Here is a 17856-nt window from a genome sequence, read left to right as displayed (position 1 = left end):
TCGTTCGTACCCGAAACCGCACAGCTACTCCCGGATCCGGCAGCGCCCGTGTGGCGCCGCGCCGGCTGGCCGCCGTCGTCGCGCTCGCCGCCACCGTCGTCGCGGCGGGGTGCAGCAAGACCGACGACGCGAGCACCATCGTGCGCACCACGACCAATATCGCGGGGGCGGGCGTGGTGGGGCTGGAACGCGACACCACGCGCGCGTGCCCGCTGCCGAGCGCACCGGACGCGGCCAACGGCAGCACCCGCACGGTGACCCACGCCGCGGGCGTCTCGGAGGTGCCCGCCGACCCGAAGCGCATCGTCGTGCTGACCACCTCCGCCCTGGACGCGACCTGCGCGGTCGGGCTGTGGGAGCGCGTGGTCGGCGCGGTGACCATCGACGGACCGAGCCCGCAGCCGGCCTATCTCGGCACCGGCGTGCTGAAGATTCCCGGCGTCGGCACCGCGGCCCAGCCGAACCCGGCCCTGATCGCCGCGCAGCATCCGGACCTCATCATCGGCGACATCCCCACGGCCACAGCGAGTTTCGATGCGTTGCAGGCGATCGCGCCCACCGTGCTGGTCGGCGCGAACAATAGCTGGCAAGCCGAATTCACCGCGCTCGCAGCCGGTTTGGGCCGTAAGGCGGCCGCCGACGCCGCGCTGGAGGATTACCGCACCGCCGCTACCGACACCGGCAACGTGCTCAGCTCCGGCCAGACGCAGGCCTCGGTGCTCCGATTCACCGGCGATACCAACCAGATTCAGGGCAGCAACAGTTTCGCGGGCCAGATCCTCGCGGACGCGGGCGTGCAGCGGCCGCAGGCCCAGCGCGGCACCACCTTCGACGTACGGCCCGACGAGTTCGCCGGCAAGCTCGAGGGCGATCTGATCTATGTGCTGCTGGCCGGCGCGGACGGGAAGAAGCACGGCGAGCAGGTGATGCGCTCGGCGGCGTTCAAGGATCTCGGCGCCTCGACCGACAAGCGGGTCTTCGCGGTCGAGGACACCGTCTGGCACGGCAACGGTCTCACCGCCGCGCGGGCGCTGCTCACCGATCTGACCGGCACCCTGAACGGATTCGTCACCGACTGACCGCGGCGGTACCAGATACCGCGGTACCCCCTGGGGTGAAAAACGCACACCCTGGGAGGGACCGCGTCCAGCGCTTGGGTTGCTGTCGAAGTTCGCCCTCGTAGCCGAGATTAGAGGCAAGCAAGAAACCTCTTCTCCGAGACTTCGAGGGACGGACATCATGAACACGCTGACCGCATCGCAGACCGACAACCTCCGCCTGCTGCCGCTCGCGCGGCCCGTCGCCGTGGTCGATCCGAACGCGGTCGTGGCGTCCACCCCCGATTGCGCCCTCACCTACGCCGAGCTGGACCGCTGGTCCAACCGCCTGGGTCGGCTGCTGCTCGGGCTCGGCGCCGGCCTCGACACCCGCGTCGCGATCGCGATCGACGACGAGATCGAATCGGTGGTCGCCGAGCGCGCCACGGTGAAGATCGGCGCCATCCCGGTCCCGGCCACCGGCGACGCCTCGTTCGCCCTCGGCACCACGGTCGGGGTCACCACCAAGGCCCGCCGCGGCGAGCTCACCGACGCGATCGACTGGCTGGTGCTCGACGATCGCTCGACCCTGCAGCGCTACCTCGCGGGCTCCGACGCCCCGCTCACCCCCGCCGACCACCCGCTCGCGGCCTGAGCTGCGACAGGCGCGCCCGACGTCGTTCGGGCGCGCCTGTCGCGTGTCCGGGTACCACATGTCGGCAAACACCCATCGGTGCACACGTCATCGGTTCAGAATGAACCTGTCGCGAAGCTGTGCGGCAGGTACTACCACTACCGCGGAAGCCAGCGGCGGTCACAGCCGCGCAGCTGTGAGCGGTAAGAACGTAGGACTATTCATGCAACAGCCTTCCCTCGCATCCCTCGAGACCGCTACCGGTCTGCCCGAAGGCGCCTTCCCGCTCTCGGCGGCCCAGCGCGGCATCTGGTTCGCACAGCACATCGCCGGCGACACTCCCATCTCGATCGCCCAGTACGTCGAGTTGCGCGGTCCGATCGAGCTGGACCTGCTCGCCCGCGCGGCCCGGCAGGCCGGTCGCGAATTCGGCACCGGCTATCTGCGATTGGTGGAGGTAGCCGGTCAGCCGTTCCAGTTCGTCGACCCCACCCTGGACGACAACCTGATCACGCTGGACCTGCGCGGCGAGCCGGATCCCGAAGCCGCCGCGCACGCCTGGATGCGCGCGGAATACAACGCGCCGCTCGAACTCACCCGCGACCGGCTGGTCCGGGTGGTGATGCTGCGGCTGGCCGAGGACCGCTGGTACTGGTACTCCCGCATCCATCACATCGTGCTGGACGGCATGGGCGCGCTGACGATGGTGCAGCGCACCGGGGAGCTGTACAACGCGGCGCTCGCGGGCGAGGAGCCGCCCGCGGCCAAGGCCGAGGATCTGCGCAAGATCGTCGAGGCCGATCTCGCCTACCGCACCTCGGATCGGTTCGCGGCCGACCGCGAGCACTGGCTGACCCATCTGGACGGGGTGGCCGATCCGGTCAGCCTCGCGGGCCGCACCGCCGAGGTCGACGCGCATCCCAGCCGCTTCGCCGGTGCGTTGCCGCCGGACACCGCGGTCCTGCTGGAGTCCGTCGCCAAGGAGGCCGATTCCGGCGTCGCGCCGACCGTGGTCGCCGCCTTCGGCGCCTACCTGGCGGCGATGACCGGTGCCGCCGAAGTGGTACTGAGCCTGCCGGTTTCGGCACGCACCACCGCGATCCTGCGGCGTTCCGGCGGGATGATCGCCAATGTGGTGCCGTTGCGGCTGCGGCTGACCCCGGCCACCACGGTGGGCGAGGTGATCCGGGCCGCGCAGGGCGAGCTGACCAGCGCGCTGCGCAGGCAGCGGTACCGGCAGGAGGACATCTTCCGCGACCTGGGCTGGTCGATGGACGAGGCCGCGTCCTTCGGCCCCTCGGTGAACCTGATGATGGTGGACACCAGGATTCAGCTCGGCCCGGTGACCGGGCGGTTGCACGTGCTGACCTCGGGTCTGATCGATGACCTGTTCCTCAATTTCTATCCCGGCGTGGGCGGCGAGAGCACCCACATCGACTTCCAGGCCAACGCGAACCTGTACAGCGACACCGAATTGGCCGCGCAGCATCGACGCTTCCTGCGCTTTCTGCACGAGTTCCTCACGGCCGGGCCGGATGCGGCGCTCTCGACGGTGCCGGTGGTGTCCGAGGAGGAACGGGCCGAACTGGTGCCCGCCACGGGGGCCGAAGGTGTGGCCGCCCGCACTCTTCCCGAAATCCTCACGGCCGGAGCACGTCTCGATCCGGACGCGATCGCGATCCGCGCCGGCGACGTCGCGCTCACCTACCGGGAGGTCGACGAGCGCACAAATCGCCTCGCCCGGGTGCTGATCGCGGCAGGAGCCGGACCTGAACGCGCCGTGGCGATCTCGATCCCGCGCTCGCTGGAATCCGTGCTGGCCACCCTCGCGGTCGCCAAGACCGGGGCGGCGTTCGTCCCGATCGACCCGACCTATCCGGCCGATCGGATCGAGCACATGGTCGGCGACAGCGGCGTCGTCGCGGGCCTGACGGTCGCGGCGGCGCGGACCGCGTTGCCGGACCGGGTGCACTGGTTGACCCTCGACGACGCGGACACCGATCACATCGTGGCCGAACAGGACTCGGCCGCCGTCACCGCCGCCGAACGCACCGGCGCGCTGCACCTCGACCAGATCGCCTACCTCATCTACACCTCGGGTTCCACCGGTCTGCCCAAGGGTGTGGCGGTGTCGCATCGCGGACTGGCGAACCTCGCGACCGGCTCCGCCGCCGGATTCGGGGTCACCGCGGACTCCGTGGTCGCACACGCGGTTTCGCCGAGTTTCGACATCTCGGTCGAGGAGATCCTGGTGACGCTCGCGACGGGCGCCACCCTCGCGATCGTGCCCCCCGCGGCCTACGCGGGCGAGGAGCTGGCCGAGGTGCTGCGGGCACACCGCGTCACGCATTTGAATGTCACTCCGGCAGTGGTCGGTTCGCTGGACCCGGCGAGCCTGCCCGAGCTGCGGACGGTGATCGTGGGCGGTGACGCCTGCCCGCCGGAGCTGGTGGCCAAGTGGGCGGGCCGCACGCTGCTCAACGGCTACGGCCCCACCGAGACCACGGTGACCGCGACCCTCAGCGGGCCGCTGGTGCCGGGCGCACCGGTCACCATCGGCGGCCTGGCCCGCGGTGTCGCCGCCGTCGTGCTGGACCCCTGGCTGCGCCCGGTGCCACCCGGCACCCTGGGGGAGCTTTATCTCGCGGGCCCCGGCCTGGCGCGCGGATATCACCGGCGCAACGGGCTCACGGCAGGCCGGTTCGTCGCCGACCCGTACGCTGCGGGCGCGCGGATGTATCGCACCGGCGACCTGGTGCGCTGGCACCGCCACGGTGACCGGCTCGAGCTGGAGTACCAGGGCCGCAGCGATTTCCAGGTGAAGGTGCGCGGCTTCCGGATCGAGCTGGGCGAGATCGATGCGGCGCTGCAGCGACTGCCCGAGATCGATTTCGCGATCACGCTCGGCGCCGAGACCGGCACGGGCGCGACCGCGTTGGTGTCCTACGTCCTGCCGCGGCCCGGCGCCGAGGTGCATCCCGAGGCGTTGAAAGCGGCTGCCGGAGAGACACTCCCGGCGTACATGGTGCCGGCCGTGGTGATGGTGCTCGAGCACGTTCCGCTCACCCCGCTCGGCAAGGTGGACCGCAAAGCGCTGCCCGCACCGGATTTCGGCACCCGCGCGCTCGTCAGCCGGGCGCCGTCCACGCCGCGCGAGCAGACCCTCGCCGCGCTCTTCGCGGAGGTACTCGGCCTCGACCAGGTCGGCGTCGACGAGAGCTTCTTCGCGCTCGGCGGCGACAGCATCGTCTCCATTCAGCTCGTGTCGCGGGCGAAGGCCGCGGGCCTCGGCCTCAGCGCGCGAGATGTGTTCGAGCGCAAGACCGTTGCCGCGCTGGCCGCCGTCGCGACCGAGGTGCCCGCGCAGGTGGTGCACGAACTGCCGGGCGGTGGCGTCGGCGAAGTCGAACTGACCCCGATCGTGCACGCCATGCTGGCGCAGGGCGATACCTGGCCACGTTTCGCGCAAGCGGTACTCGTCGGCCTGCCCGCGAATTTCGAGCGGAAACAGGTCGTCGCCGCGGTGCAGGCACTGCTGGACCGGCACGATCTGCTGCGCTCTACGCTGCGCCGAACCGACGACGGCTGGTCCTGGACGGTGGCCGAACCGGGCGCCATCGACGCCGAGTCCCTGGTCGAGGCGGTGCGGGCGGACGCGGACAGCGCGGAACGCGAATTGCAGCGCGCCGCCGACCTGCTCGATCCGGCGGCAGGCGTGGTCGCGCGTTTCGTACTGCTCGAAGCGGACGAGCCCGCGCTCTGGCTGGTGCTGCACCATCTGGTGACCGACGGCGTCTCCTGGCGCATCCTGCTGCCGGACCTCGCGACCGCCGCCATGGGCGGCACCCTCGCGCCGGTCGGCACCTCGTTCCGGCGCTGGGCGCACGGCCAAGCCGAGCAAGCCGCCGAACGCACCGCCGAACTGCCGCTCTGGCAGGAGATCCTGGCGACGCCGGACCCGGCGTTCGGCACCGCTACCTTGGATCCCGAGGTCGATGTCGTCGCCACCATGGCCCAGCGGCAAACGGTGATCGTCCCCGAGATCGCGGCCGCCGTGCTGACCACCGCTCCCGACCGATTCCATTGCAGCGCGGACGATGTGCTGCTGGCCGCGCTCGCGCTGGCGGTCGGCCGGTGGCGGGACCGGCACGCGACGCTGTTTACGCTGGAAGGCCACGGCCGGGCGGAGGAGATCTTGCCCGGCGCCGACGTCGCGCGCACGGTCGGCTGGTTCACCAGTGTGTATCCCGTGGCGATCGACCTGACGGGGATCGATCTGGACGAGGCGTTCGCCGGTGGGGCCGCGGCAGGCGCGGCGATCAAGGCGGCGAAGGAACAGCTGCGCACGGTGCCGGACAAGGGCATCGGCTTCGGCATGCTGCGCTATCTGCACGCCGAGTCTGCCGCGGCGCTCGCCGCCGGTCCGACCCCGCAGATCAGCTTCAACTATCTGGGCCGGGCGACCACCGGCGCGGACACGGGACCTTGGCTGCCGCAACGTTTCACGGCGACGCAGGACGATCGGGCGCCCTTGGCCGCGGTCGTCGACATCAACGCCGTGCGCACCGACGCGGGTCTGGAAGTGACCTGGGCCTACGCCTCCCGACTGCTCGCCGCCGCCGAGGTGGACCAGCTGGCCGAGCTGTGGGCCGAGGCGCTGCGCGGGCTCGCCGCGCACGCGACGAGCGCGGGAGCGGGCGGACGCACGCCCTCGGACTTCGACCTCGTCCCGGTCACCCAGGCCCAGATCGACACCTGGGAGAGCGATTACCGCGACCTCGCCGACGTCTGGCCGCTCTCGCCCCTGCAGTACGGCCTGCTCTTCCATGCGCTGTACGACTCGGACACCGCCGACGGCTACACCGTGCAATCCCTGCTCACCCTGGCGGGCACGGTCGACGCGGCCCGATTGCGCACGGCCGCACAGGCATTGGTGTCCAGACACGAGAATCTGCGGGTCGCCTTCGTGGAAACCGACGACGGCCCACGCCAGCTCGTGCTGGCCGCGGCCGAGATCGGCTGGCACGAGGTGGATCTGACCGGCATCGCCGATCCCGATCAGCGGCAGCGCGAACTCGATCGGGTGATCGCGCTGGACGCGCACACCCGATTCGAACTCACCAAGCCGCCGTTGATCCGGTGCACGCTGATCCGCACCGACGCCGAGGCGTACCGGTTCGTGTTGACCAATCACCATCTGGTGCTCGACGGTTGGTCGACGCCGCTGCTGGTGCGCGAACTGCTGACGCTCTACGTCACCTCGGGCGATGCGACCGCGCTGGCGCCCGCGCACTCCTACCGCGAATTCCTCGGCTGGCTGCGCGAACAGGACAACGACGCCTCGATCGCCGCATGGCGGCAGTCGCTGGCCGGTATCGACACCCCCACCCGCGCGGTGCCCACCCTGGCCGGGATCGAATCGACCGAGACGGGGATGCTGTCCACCGACCTGTCCGCCGACACGGTCGCCCGTCTGGAAGCCGCCGCGCGTGAATCCGGCGCCACCGTCAATACTCTGGTGCAGGCGAGCTGGGCGATGCTGCTCGCGATGCGTACCGGCCGCACCGATGTGGTGTTCGGCGGCACCGTGTCCGGGCGTCCCCCGGAGCTGGCCGGTGTCGAAGAGATGGTGGGCCTGTTCATCAATACGCTGCCCGTGCGGGTGCAGCTCGATCCGGCCGAGCAGGTGGTCGATCTGCTCGCCCGGCTGCAAGCCGAGCAGGCTCGGTTGCTCGATCATCAGCACGTCGGCCTGGCGGCCATCCATCAGGCCGTGGGGCTCGCCGAATTGTTCGACACACTCACGGTTTTCGAGTCGTATCCGATCGACCGCGAGGCCCTGTCCCAGGCGCTCGACATCGCGGGCATGCGGGTGCTCGACGTGGCAGGCACCGACGCCACGCCGTACCCGTTGAACCTCATGGTCATTCCGCTGCGCGGCGACAACGGCCGCGACACCCTGCGGATCACCTTGAAATTCATGGCCGACCAGCTCGAGCCCGCCGCGGCGCGACCGCTGCTCGATCGTTTCGTCCGGCTGCTCACCCAGCTCGCCGACAATCCGCGGGCGCTGGTCTCGCAGGTGCAGTACTGCGACGCGGCCGAGCGCGCGGCGCTGCTGCCGGTGCACGGGCCCGAATCGCTGGCGCTCAGCACACTTCCGGAGATCCTCGCCGCGGGTGCGGCGATCGATCCCGACGCCATCGCGGTCAGTGCGGGCGAACTCACCATGTCCTACGGCGAACTCGACGCCTGGTCGAACCGCTTCGCGCGGCTGCTGCTGAGCCGCGGTGTCGGCCGCGAGGTCTTCGTGGTGCTGGCGCTCACCCGCTCGCTGGAATCGGTGGTGGCGGTCTGGGCACTAGCCAAATCCGGCGCGGCCTTCGCGCCGCTGGACCCCAACTATCCGGTCGAGCGGATCGAGCACATGCTCACCGACTCGAAAGCGCCCATCGGGGTCACCGTCACCGCGACCGGTGAGACGCTGCCCGGCAGCATCGACTGGCTGCTGCTCGACGATCTGAACACGATCCGCCGGGTGATGACCGTGTCCGCCGACCCGATCACCGACGACGAACGCGGCGGCCCGATCGACCTCGACCAAACGGCGTACCTCATCTACACCTCGGGCTCCACCGGGAAACCGAAGGCGGTGCTGCTCAGTCACCGCGGCATCGCGAATCTCGTGTCCGCCCAACGGGAAACACTCGCCCTCGATCCGACGGCGAGTGCCCTGCAGGTGGCCTCGCCGAGCTTCGACGCCTCGGTCTTCGAACTGCTCACCGCGCACGGCGCGGGCGGCAGGCTCGTGGTGTCGCCGCCGGACGTCTACGGCGGCGCCGAGCTGGAACAGCTGCTGCGCACCGAACGGGTGACCCACGCGGTGATCACGCCCTCGGCGCTGGCCACCATGGAACCCACCGGACTCGACCAACTGCGCGTGCTCGCGGTGGCCGGCGAGGCGGCCACCCCAGAGCTCATCGACCGCTGGTCGATCGGGCGGCGGATGGTGAACCTCTACGGACCGACCGAGTTCAGCATCTGGGCGACCGGGCCCGCCGAACTCGTCGCGGGCGAACCGATCACCATCGGCGGCCCGATCCGCGGCGCCGCCACCATGGTGCTCGACACCTGGCTGCGCGCGGTCCCGGTCGGGGTACCGGGCGAGTTGTACCTGGCCGGACCGGCACTCGCCCGCGGCTACTTCAATCGTTTCGAGATGACCGCCGGTCGCTTCGTCGCCGATCCCTACGGCGCGCCCGGCGCACGGATGTACCGGACCGGGGACATGGTGCGCTGGGTCGTCGGGCAGCGCGGCGACTACGAACTGGAATACCTGGGCCGCAGCGACTTCCAGGTCAAGATCCGTGGCCTGCGCATCGAACTCGGCGAGATCGACGCCGTGCTCTCGCGCGACGAGGAGGTCGAGTACGCGGTGACGATCGGCCGCGCCGGGCCCGCCGGGGCGACGGTGCTGGTGTCCTACGTGCTGCCCGCCCCGGGCGTGCGGTTGGACACCGAAAGGCTGCGCGTGCGGGTGGCAGGCGAGCTGCCGGGATACATGGTGCCCGGCTACCTGGTCGTGCTCGACTCGATTCCGCTCACGCCGGTCGGCAAGCTGGACCGCAAAGCGCTTCCGGTGCCCGACTTCTCGGACGCCAACCGGCCGTATCTGGCGCCTCGCACGCCCGTGGAGCAGGCGGTGGCCGAGGTGTTCGCCGACGTGCTCGGCACCGAGCGGGTCGGCGTCGATCAATCGTTCTTCGAACTCGGCGGCAACTCGCTGAGCGCGACAAAGGTTGTCGCACGGGTCAATTCGGCCCTCGGCTCGACCATCGCCCTGCGCGACCTGTTCGACGCGCCCACCGTCGCGCAGCTGTCCGCCCGCGTCGTCCCAGCCACCGACGGTGCGCCGGGCCGGTTCGCGCTCGCACCGCGCATCCGCCCGGACCGCATCCCGCTCTCCCCCGCGCAACAGCGGATGTGGGTGCTGAACCGGCTCGACCCCGGCTCGCCCGCCTACAACATCGCTGTCGCACTGCGACTCACCGGCACCCTCGACGTCGATGCGATGCGCCACGCGTTGACCGATGTGGTGCGCAGGCACGAGAGCCTGCGCACGATCTACCCGGCCGATGCGGAGGGTCCGCGCCAGGTGATCATGAACGCCGAATCGGCGGATCCCGGGCTGGTCGTCGTCGACACCGAAGACGGTACGGCCCTGCGTACTCGGATCAACGCCCTCGCGGACACCGGCTTCGACATCAGCCATGAGCCGCCGTTGCGGGTCGGATTGTTCCGTGTCACAGCAGGTTCCGTCGCGGCGACCGATACCACGCGAGCGGCGGGGCCGGTGTCGTCCGGTGCGGTCGGCGGTGCTCCGGCAGTGTCGTCGGGTGCGTTCGCGGGCGTGCCCGCCGTAGCGTCCGGTCATGCCACGGCGGAGCCGTCGCCGGTCGCCGAGGCCGCGGCGGTGCACGTCGTTGTCCTGGTGGTGCACCACATCAGCGCGGACGGCGCGTCGATGGCGCCGCTGGCCACCGATCTCGTCGCCGCCTACTCCGAGCGTGCGGCGGGCGCCGACACCACACGGGTGCCGTTGACGGTGCAGTACGCCGATTTCGCGCTGTGGCATCGTGAGGTGCTCGGCAGCGAGACCGATCCGGATTCCTTGGCGGCACGCCAGATTCGGTACTGGACCGAGACCCTCGCCGACGCCCCCGAGGTGCTGGAGCTGCCCGCCGATCGCCCGCGCCCGGCCGTGCAGTCGATGCACAGCGCCGACGTCGAGTTCACGATCGAGGCCGAACTGCACAGCGCCCTGGTCGAATTCGCGGCGACGCAACAGACGAGCCTGTTCATGGTCGTGCACGCGGCCCTGGCCGTGCTGCTGGCACGGCTCGGCGGCACCGACGACGTGGTGATCGGCACACCCGTGGCGGGCCGCGGGGAGGCCGCGCTGGACGAATTGGTCGGCATGTTCGTCAACACGCTCGCGTTGCGCACCGTGGTCGATCCGGGGCTCGGCTTCGCCGAGTTCCTGCATGCCGTGCGGACGGCCGATCTCGACGCGTTCGCCCACGCCGACGTGTCCTTCGAACGTCTCGTGCAGGCGTTGAATCCGGCCCGGTCGACGGCCCACCACCCGCTGTTCCAGGTGTCGCTGTCGCTGCAGAACTTCGTCGAGCCGGTGCTGGAACTGCCCGGGCTGCGGCTGGAGGTGGAGGACTTCGACCGGCGCGCTTCGCAATTCGATCTGACCCTCGATCTGCGCGAACGCTTCGACGCGTCCGGCCCGGCGGGTCTCGCCGGTGTACTGACCTATGCGACGGACCTGTTCGACGCGGCGACCGTGTCCTCGTTCGTCACCCGCTGGCGCCGGATCCTGGCCGCGGTACTGGCCCGGCCCGACGTGCGGGTCGCCGATATCGAGCTGCTCGACGACCAGGAACGCGCGCAACTGATTCCGGTGCGCGGCTTCGACAGCGTCGGAGCGACGACGCTGCCCGCCTTGCTCGCGGCTACCGTGGCTCGATATCCGCAGCGGCCCGCCGTGGTCGCGGCCGGTGACACGACCACCTATCGCGAACTCGACACGCACGCCAATCGATTGGCCCGGCTCCTGCTCGAAGCGGGCGCCGGCCCGGAAACCGTGGTGGCCCTGGGCCTGCCGCGCTCGCCCGACCTGCTCACCGGTATGTGGGCGGCGGCGAAGATCGGCGCGGCCTTCCTGCCGGTCGATCCGAAGCACCCGATCGAGCGCATCGATCACATGCTCACCGATTCCGGTGCGCGCGTGGGACTCACACTGCGGGCCTACCGGGACCTGCTGCCGGACAGCACCGATTGGCTGGTGCTCGATGATCTCGACGTCGTGCAGCGGTGGTCCGCCGCGGACGCCCGTCCGGTGCGCGACCAAGAATTGCCGCGACCGATCCGGCTGGACAATCCCGCCTGGCTCATCTACACCTCCGGCTCCACCGGCACCCCCAAGGGCGTGTCCGTGACGCACCGCGGCATCGCCGATTTCGTCGCGGCCCAGGGCGATCTGCTCGATCTGGACGAGGAGTCGCGGGTACTGCACGTCGCCTCACCGAGTTTCGACGCGTCGATACTCGAGGCGCTGATGGCGTTCGGCTGGGGCGGCGCTTCGGTCGTCTCGCCCGCAGGGGTGTTCGGCGGCGGTGCGCTGGCCGAACTGATCGACGCCGAGCACGTCACGCACGTGATGATCACGCCGTCCGCGCTCGCCACCATCGATCCCGCCGGCGTGCCGGAGGTGCGGGTGCTCGCGGTGGGCGGCGAGGCGGTCGGCGCCGAACTCGTCGAGCGGTGGTGCGGTCATCGCCGCGGCCTGCGGATGGTGAACCTGTACGGGCCGACCGAGTTCACCGTCGTGGCAACCGGTGCCGCGGTGCGCGTCGGCGCGCCCGTCTCGCTCGGACCGCCCATTCGCGGCGCGGCCGCCATGGTGCTCGACGCCAGGCTGCGACCGGTCCCGATCGGCGTCGCGGGCGAGCTGTACCTCGCCGGGCCCGCGCTGGCGCGCGGCTACCACGCCAGGCCGAGCCTGACCGCCGGTCGTTTCGTCACGAATCCCTATGGCGCGCCGGGCGAACGGATGTATCGCACGGGCGACCTCGTGCGGTGGACGCGGGCCGATACGCATGGCGGGCCCGTGCTGGAGTATCTCGGCCGCACCGACTTCCAGGTGAAGGTGCGCGGGCAGCGGATCGAACTCGGTGAGATCGACGCGGTGCTCGGCCGGGCGGACGGCGTCGATTTCGCACTCACGCTGGGCGTCTCAGGCCCTGCGGGCACTACCGTATTGGCCGCGTATCTTGTCCGGAAGCCCGGTGTCGAACTCGATCTCGCACAGATCCGCGAGTTCGCCGCCGAGGCGCTGCCCGGCTACATGGTGCCGGCAGCGTTCGTCGTCCTGGACGAGATCCCGCTCACCGCGGTCGGCAAGCTGGATCGAAAAGCGTTGCCCGCACCGCAGTTCAGTGCCGCGGAGACCGAATACCGGGCGCCCCGTACGGCGACCGAGGAAGCCCTGGCCCAGATCGTCGCCGGGCTGCTCGGACTCGACCGCGTCGGTATCGACGCGTCGTTCTTCGAACTCGGCGGCGACAGCATTCTCGCGATCCAGCTGGTGTCCCAGGCGAAGCAGCGGGGCATCGACTGCACGCCGCTCCAGGTGTTCGAGCACCGCACCGTCGCCGCGCTGGCCGCGGCCGTGGATGGGACCGGTGCGGTCGCGCCGCTGGCGGAGCTGCCCGGTGGCGGCGTCGGTGACCTGCCGCTCCCGCCGACGACGCGGTACCTGCTGGAGCAGGACAGCGGTTTCCTGCGCGCCGCGCGCATCGCGACGCTCGAACTGCCGATCGGCATCGAGCGTGCGCAGCTGGACACCACCCTCGCGGCGGTGATCGACCGGCACGACATGCTCCGGGCCCGGCTGCGACGCGCGGGCGGCGACTGGCGACTGCAGGTGGGCGAACCCGGCTCGGTAGCGGTCGGCGCGCTGGTGCGCCGGGTCGAGTTCGATGCCGCGGCCGATTCGGTCGATCTGCGCGAATACGTACTGGCCGAACTGGATTCGCCGGCCAACCGGCAGGACCCGGCGAACGGCGTTGTGCTGCGGTGCCTCTGGCTCGATCCGGTCGGCGACGCCGGCGCCCGGACCAGCGCCGGTCGGCTGCTCGTGCTGGCGAGCCGACTGCTGATCGACGAGGCCTCGTGGGCGATTCTGCTGCCGGACCTGATCGCGGCGTGGGCGCAGGTGCGCGTCGGCAACACCGCGGTGCTCGCGGAGACCGGAACATCCATGCGCCGGTGGGCACACGCGCTCGTCGACGAAGCCCACAGCGCCACCCGCGTTCTCGAGCTCGGGTATTGGCAAGGTGTGCTCGCCGGCGCGGACCCGATGGTCGGCAGCCGGGCACTGGATCCCGCCGTCGATCGGACGCGTCGGCTGCGCACGGTGCGCTGCGAAGCGTCCGCCGAGGTCACCGCGACCGTGTGCACGGACCTGCCGAGACTGTTCGCGGCCGACACCGAGCACGTCCTGCTGACCGCGCTCACGTTGGCGCTGCTGCGCTGGCGGGCCCAGCGATCCGGGGCGGCGGGCACGGATACGCTGCTGCGCCTGGAAGGACGAGGCAGGCAAGCCGATGTCGTCCCCGGTGCGAGCTTGTCGCGCACGATCGGTTCGCTCGCCGGGCACTACCCGGTGCGGCTCGAACTCGCGCAGGTCGACGTCGACGCCGCGCTCGCGGCCGGTCCTGCGCTGGGCACGGCGATCCGTACGGTGAAGCAGCAGCTGAACGCGGTGCCGGACAACGGGATCGGGTTCGGGATGCTGCGTTACCTCAACCAGGACACCGGTGCTCAGCTGCGCACCGCCAAAGGTGCGCCGGGGCAGATCGGTTTCCGTTATCACGGGGCCGAGTCCGCTTCGGATGTCCCGGCCGGACTCGACGGCCTGGGGTGGACACGGACCGGCGAGTTCGGTGAGCTGTTCGCCGCGGCCGATGCCGACCTGCCTGTGCTCTCGGTGCTGGAGGTGCACGCGACAGTGGTCGACGGCAAGCTGCGCGCGGACTTCACGTTCCCGCAAACCCTGCTGCACCGTGCCGAGATCGCCGGGCTGGCCGGTCTGTGGCTCGATGCGCTCGGTGCCGCAGCCGAATTCGCGCGCACCCCCGCCGCGAAACTTGCGGCGGAGGAGGAAGCGGCGGCGGCCCGGCCCGCACCGGACCTCGCGCTGGGACTGGACGTGGTGTTGCCGATCCGGCCGGACGGTACCGAGCCCGCGCTGTTCTGCATCCACCCGTCGTCCGGAATCTCCTGGAGTTACTTGGGATTCGCGCAGACGCTGCGGCCGGGGCGGCCGATCTACGCCCTGCAGGCGCCGGACCTCAGCGGCCGCGAACCGTCGCTGCGCTCGATCGAGGAATTCGCCGACCGATATGCCCGCGAGATTCGGGCGCTGCAACCATCCGGGCCGTACCACCTGCTCGGCTGGTCGTTCGGCGGCGTGCTCGCACACGCCGTCGCGGCCCGGTTGCAGGCGGACGGACACCGCGTCGGCCTTGTCGCCCTACTGGATTCGGATACCGCCGACGTCGACGGTTCGGACGTCGAACAGCTCACGGCGGGCGCCTTCGTCAACAGTTTCGGCGCGATCTTCGGGATCCACGACGTGCCCGCCGAGGCCACCGCGAGCGAAGCGGCCGAGCGCATCCGCGCACGGCTCGGCGGTCTCGCGCTCGTCGACGCGGACATGATCGAGCGGCTGACCGAGTCGTACAACGCGGCCGCCCGCTCCCGCGCGGGGTATCAGCGACCCGTATTCGACGGCGACCTGCTGTATTTCAGCGCGACGGTGGACAGCTCCGACATCGTCGGACCGGACGGCTGGCGGCCGTACGCGACCGGGTCGGTCGTCAACCACGACATCGAGGTCACCCACAACGAGCTGACCGCACCACACGTGCTGCCGATCATCGCGCGCGTGCTCGACGAACATCTGGAAGGACAACAATGAATTCCGAGCAGGGAGTGGTGGTCGAGGGCATCGAGAAGTCGTTCGGTGCCGTGCAGGCCTTGCGCGGCGTCGATTTCGTGGCGACGCCGGGCGAGATCCTCGGCATCCTCGGCCCCAACGGCGCAGGCAAGACCACCACGGTGAACATCCTCTCGACGCTCATCGCCCCGGACCGCGGCCGCGCGCTCGTCGCCGGGCACGACGTCGTGACCGACCCGGCGGCCGTGCGCCGCTCCATCATGTTGACCGGGCAGTACGCCGCGCTCGATGACATGCTCAGCGGCTACGAGAATCTCGTGATGTTCGGCAGACTGATGGGCCTGCGCAAGCGCGCCGCCCGGGCCCGGGCGGACGAGTTGCTCACCGAGTTCGATCTAGTCGGTGCGGCGGGACGCCGGGTCTGCACCTACTCGGGCGGCATGCGGCGGCGCATCGATATCGCGTGCGGCCTCGTCGTCCGTCCGGACGTGGTGTTCCTCGACGAGCCCACGACCGGGCTGGATCCACGTAGTAGGCAAGGGGTTTGGGATCTCGTGCGCAGCTTCAAGAAGGCGGGCATCACCACCCTGCTCACCACCCAGTACCTCGAGGAGGCCGACGCGCTGAGCGATCGCATCATCGTGATCGACCACGGCGTGGTGATCGCCCAGGGCACCGCGGACGAGCTGAAATCCCGGACCGGCGGCAGCTATTGCGAAGTGGTGCCGCTGGATCTCACCGACCTGAACGTCATCGCCGCCGCCCTCGGGCCGCTGCTGCCCGCGGAGAATCGGGCCGCGCTGACACCGGATTCGGATCGCATCACCATCCCCGCGCCCGACGGGGCGAAGACACTCGCGGAAGCGTTGCGGCGGTTGGACGGGGCACAGGTGGAACTGGTCGACATCGCGTTGCGCAGGCCGTCGCTCGACGATGTGTTCCTGCAGTTGACCGGGCACCTCGCCACCACCGACGAGGCGAAAGCCGTTGATGTGGAGGTGGTCTCATGACCACCGGAGCTTGGCTCGCCGAGGTCGGCGCGACACCGGCGCGCGCCCGGCAATGGTGGGTGCTCACGTCCCGGCTGATCGTGCCCTCGGTCAAAACCGGTGAGGTGCTGACCTCGATCCTCGCCCCCGCGACGTTCACCGCGGGCTTCTACATTCCGCTGAAGACCGTGATGACGTTCGCGGGCACCGGATTCAGCAGCTACGCGCAGTTCATGATGCCGCTCGTCGTGCTGCAGGCCGCCGCCTTCACCGCCATCTCGGCCGCGTTCCGCGCGGCCACCGATTCCGTGGCCGGACTCAACCGGCGCTTCGGGTCGATGCCCGTCGGCCGGCTCGTGCCGGTCTCGGCGCGGATGTCGGGCAACATCTTCCGGCTGGCCCTGTCGCTGTGCGCGGCCGTCGTATGCGGGCACGTCATCGGGTTCCGGTTCTATCTCGACACCGCGCACACCCTCGGCTTCCTGCTGCTGTCGATGCTCATCGGCACCGCGCTGACGCTCGGCGCGGACGTGATCGGCACCCTGTCCCGCAGCCCGGAAGCCACCACGCAGGCATTGGTGTTGCCGCCCTTGATCTTCGGCATGCTGTCGACGGGATTGGCTCCGGCACATCAGTTTCCGGCTTGGGTCCAGGCGTTCGTCCGCAACCAGCCGGTCTCGCAGTTCGTCATCGGGCTGCGGGCGCTGGCCGGCGACTCGCTGGGCAACGCGGGCCGGGTCAGCTGGTCGCTGATGGGGCCGTCGCTGGCCTGGACGGCCGCGATTCTGCTCGTGTGCATACCGCTGACCATCCGGTTGAGCGCAGGGAGGGCATGATGGCACTGCTCGCCGATCGAAGCGAGGGCGTGCGCGCCTCGGAGGTGTCCGCCGCGGCGCTGCTGCGGCACACGCTGATCCAAACCCAGCGGCTGTTGCTGCGCTGGGCGCGCAATCCGGTCACCCTGCTGGAAGCCCTGATCATCCCGTGCCTGCTGCTGATCATGCTGGAAACGGTGGTCGGCGGGCAGATCCAGCGATTCACCGGTGAAAGCGCGCTCTACGGTTCGGTGCCGATGGTCACCATCGCCGGTGCCGTCTCCGGCGCCGTCGCGTGCGGGGTGCTGCTCGGACGGGAACGGGAAGCGGGGCTGCTCGCTCGCTTCTGGGTGCTGCCGGTGCATCGGGCGTCCGGACTCGCGTCCCGCATCGTCGCCGAAGGCTGCCGGATCTTCGCGGGCACCCTCGCCATCATCCTGGTCGGGTTCCTGCTCGGCTTCCGCTTCCACCAAGGGTTGCTGCCCACGCTCGTATTCCTGCTCATCCCGGTGCTTTTCGGCTTGGCCTTCGCGACCGTGGTCACCTCGGTCGCCGTCTTCAACGCCAAAGCCGCACTGGTCGAGGGGATCACCATCCTCACCTCGCTGATGATGTTCTTCAGCACCGGTTTCGTCCCCCTGGCCGCCTACCCCACCTGGATCCAACCGGTCGTCCGCAACCAGCCGATGTCGGTCGCCGTCGACGCCATGAAAGCCCTCGCCCTCGATGGCCCCCTCGCCCGCCCCCTGACCCTCACCTTCCTCTGGTCCCTAGGCGCCATCACCCTCTTCGCCATCCCCGCCACCATCGGCTACCGCCGAGCCAGCAGAAGGTGAAAGGTCGCCGGCTC

The 17856-nt window shown here is 70.3% G+C and carries 6 protein-coding genes; all 6 read left to right on the top strand.

The window, feature by feature from the left end:
* The first annotated feature begins 50 nt into the window (after nt 1-50).
* The 6 genes from TY25_RS03210 to TY25_RS03185 all read left to right on the top strand — a co-directional run bounded on the left by TY25_RS03210 (nt 51) and on the right by TY25_RS03185 (nt 17842).
* Nucleotides 51-1079, top strand: a complete 1029-nt coding sequence (locus TY25_RS03210; protein WP_042253993.1) for an ABC transporter substrate-binding protein — start codon at nt 51-53, stop codon at nt 1077-1079.
* A 160-nt stretch (nt 1080-1239) separates the two neighbouring features.
* The gene (locus TY25_RS03205; protein ID WP_042253991.1) at nt 1240-1692 is read left to right on the top strand and encodes an AMP-binding protein; all 453 of its coding nucleotides are present in this window, start codon (nt 1240-1242) and stop codon (nt 1690-1692) included.
* Nucleotides 1693-1894: 202 nt separating this feature from the next.
* Nucleotides 1895-15223 (top strand): non-ribosomal peptide synthetase, encoded by a 13329-nt coding sequence (locus TY25_RS03200; protein WP_042253990.1) that lies wholly within the window; start codon nt 1895-1897, stop codon nt 15221-15223.
* Entirely contained in the window at nt 15220-16212 is a 993-nt protein-coding gene (locus tag TY25_RS03195) for an ATP-binding cassette domain-containing protein (RefSeq protein WP_042253989.1), read from the top strand. The genes TY25_RS03200 and TY25_RS03195 overlap by 4 nt, the downstream gene beginning before the upstream one ends.
* Nucleotides 16209-17027 carry an ABC-2 transporter permease gene (locus tag TY25_RS03190; RefSeq protein WP_042253987.1) on the top strand — a complete coding sequence of 273 codons (819 nt, stop codon included), beginning with the start codon at nt 16209-16211 and terminating at the stop codon, nt 17025-17027. The genes TY25_RS03195 and TY25_RS03190 overlap by 4 nt, the downstream gene beginning before the upstream one ends.
* The gene (locus tag TY25_RS03185) at nt 17027-17842 is read left to right on the top strand and encodes an ABC transporter permease (RefSeq protein WP_042253986.1); all 816 of its coding nucleotides are present in this window, start codon (nt 17027-17029) and stop codon (nt 17840-17842) included. Before TY25_RS03190 ends, TY25_RS03185 begins: the two co-directional genes overlap by 1 nt.
* Nucleotides 17843-17856 lie beyond the last annotated feature (14 nt).

The sequence above is a fragment of the Nocardia brasiliensis NBRC 14402 genome (genome assembly GCF_000308475.2).
GTDB classification, from domain to species: domain Bacteria; phylum Actinomycetota; class Actinomycetes; order Mycobacteriales; family Mycobacteriaceae; genus Nocardia; species Nocardia brasiliensis.
Note: the sequence above shows the minus strand (reverse complement) of the source record. Positions and strands in the feature narration are given on the sequence as shown.

Bases quoted from the DNA above. Each gene is read 5' to 3' on its own strand.
- TY25_RS03205 (WP_042253991.1), top strand. From the start codon at position 1,240: ATGAACACGCTGACCGCATCGCAGACCGACAACCTCCGCCTGCTGCCG.
- TY25_RS03200 (WP_042253990.1), top strand. From the start codon at position 1,895: ATGCAACAGCCTTCCCTCGCATCCCTCGAGACCGCTACCGGTCTGCCC.
- TY25_RS03195 (WP_042253989.1), top strand. From the start codon at position 15,220: ATGAATTCCGAGCAGGGAGTGGTGGTCGAGGGCATCGAGAAGTCGTTC.
- TY25_RS03190 (WP_042253987.1), top strand. From the start codon at position 16,209: ATGACCACCGGAGCTTGGCTCGCCGAGGTCGGCGCGACACCGGCGCGC.
- TY25_RS03185 (WP_042253986.1), top strand. From the start codon at position 17,027: ATGGCACTGCTCGCCGATCGAAGCGAGGGCGTGCGCGCCTCGGAGGTG.